The sequence below is a fragment of the Stenotrophomonas sp. 05L44_2 genome, from assembly GCF_056665995.1.
This window is the reverse complement of the sequence record NZ_JBFTNR010000742.1, coordinates 1-2027: the sequence shown is the minus strand read 5'-3', so window position 1 is coordinate 2027 and position 2027 is coordinate 1. Positions and strand designations below refer to the sequence as shown.

Genomic DNA, 2027 nt, shown 5'->3' with positions numbered 1-2027 from the left:
CCACTGGCTCAGCAGGCCGACCGGCCGGCCGGTGGCCATGCCACGCTTGCCTTCATCGCTGGCCACGCCGGCGATGTCCAGATGGGCCCAGCGCTGGCCTTCGGCGAAGCGCGACAGGAAGCAGCCGGCGGTGATGGCACCGGCCCAGCGGCCGCCGATGTTGTAGACGTCGGCGAAGCTGGAATCCAGCATCGGCTGGTACTCGTCCCACAGCGGCAGGCGCCAGGCGCGGTCGAAGACCTGCTCGCCAGCAGCCAGCAGCTCGTTGGCCAGGTCGTCGTGCTTGCTCATCAGGCCTGCGGTCTGGTGGCCGAGGGCGACCATGCAGGCACCGGTCAGGGTGGCCACATCGACCAGCGCCTGCGGCTCGAAGCGCTGCGCGTAGGTCAGYGCRTCGCACAGGATCAGGCGGCCTTCGGCGTCGGTGTTRCCCACTTCGATSGTCTTGCCSGACATCGAGGTGATGACGTCGGACGGACGGTAGGCATTGCCGTCGATGGCGTTTTCCACCGCCGGGACCACCACCACAAGATTCAACGGCAGCTTGGCCTTGACCGCGGCGACGAAGGTGCCGATGACGTTGGCGCCACCGCACATGTCGTACTTCATCTCTTCGATGCCGCCCTGGGTCTTCAGGTTGACGCCACCGGTATCGAWGGTGATGCCCTTGCCGACCAGCACGTAGGGCTTGGCGTCGCCGCCATTGCTCCACTTCAGCACGACCAGGCGCGGGCGGTTGGCCGAGCCACGGGCCACGGCCAGCAGCGAGCCCATGCCCAGCGCTTCCATCTGGGTCTCGTCGAGGATCTCGGCTTCGGCACCGTCATGCTCGCCGGCGAATTTCACGCCCACTTCAGCCAGATAGGCCGGGGTGCAGTAGTTCGGCGGCAGGTTGCCCAGCTCGCGGGCGAACTCGACACCGGCGGCGATGGCCTGGCCCTGGGCCAGGGCCTGCGCGTCATCACCGGCGATGGCCAGCTGGGCCAGGCCGGCATCGTCGGCCTTCTTCTTGCCCAGGGTGGCGGTGTAGCGGTAGGCCGCGTGGTCGGCGGCGATCACCGCCTGGCGGATCGCCCAGGCCGCGTCGCGGTCCTTCACTGCCACTTCGGACAGGGTAAACAGTGCGCTGCGGGCAGCGCCGGCCTTCAGCGCGCGCACGGCATCGCCGACCGCCTTCAGGTACTGCGGCACGCCGAATCGGGCGGCATCGCCGAGGCCGACCACCAGCACGCGTGGGGCGGTCACGCCCGGCAGGTCGTGCAGCAGGGTGGTGGCGCCGGTCTTGCCGGACAGGTCGCCGCGCTGGGCCAGGGCGGCCAGGCGGCCACCGCTTGCAGCATCCAGTGCCTGCGCGGACGCAGTCAGGGTATGGTCGGCATAGGCGCCGACGACGATGCAGTCAACGGCGGCCGAAGCCGCAGCGAGGTGGTTCAGGGTGAATTCGAGAGCCATTGAGCAGATTCCATTGGCAAGTCCGTACAATCGCGGACCGTTTACGCCCAGACGCTAGACTGGGCGGCACCGCGAACGAACCTGAGAGTTTAAACCACCGCCCCATGTTGAAGCTCGACCGCTATCTATTGGGCGATTTCGTCCAGAGTTTCCTGGCTACCCTGATCGTCCTGCTGGTGGTCAGCGTGGGCGGCGTGCTGGTGGACATCCTCGGCAACATCGCCGACGGGCGGCTGCCGGCCAAGCTGCTGTTCTCGCAGCTGGGCCTGCAGTTCATCGTCTACATGCCGCTGATCCTGCCGCTGGCGCTGATGCTGGGCCTGCTGCTGGCCATTGCCCGCCTCTACCGCGACTCGGAAATGGCGGTCATCACCGCCATCGGTGTCGGCCCCCGGCGCCTGCTCAAGCCCCTGCTGATGCTGGTGCTGCCGGTGATCGCGGTGGTCGGCGCCTGTTCGCTGTGGCTCGGCCCCTGGGCCGGGCGCACCGCCGAACAGATGGTGCAGGACGCCAACCGCAGCGTGCTGATGGCCGGCCTGAAGCCGGGCCGGTTCACCCGCCGGGCCGGTTCACCC

Annotated in this window: 2 protein-coding genes; one reads left to right on the top strand and one right to left on the bottom strand. The window is 68.3% G+C overall.

The features are described 5' to 3' along the window. Positions 1-1452 (bottom strand): leucyl aminopeptidase (locus tag AC1VAN_RS20065; RefSeq protein WP_480986561.1); only part of this gene is annotated, 1452 nt, incomplete at its 3' end. A gap of 104 nt (positions 1453-1556) precedes the next feature. On the opposite strand from AC1VAN_RS20065, the gene AC1VAN_RS20060 reads away from it, so the two are divergent. Beyond that, a partial coding sequence (locus tag AC1VAN_RS20060; protein ID WP_480986560.1) for an LptF/LptG family permease occupies positions 1557-2027 on the top strand: 471 nt, incomplete at its 3' end.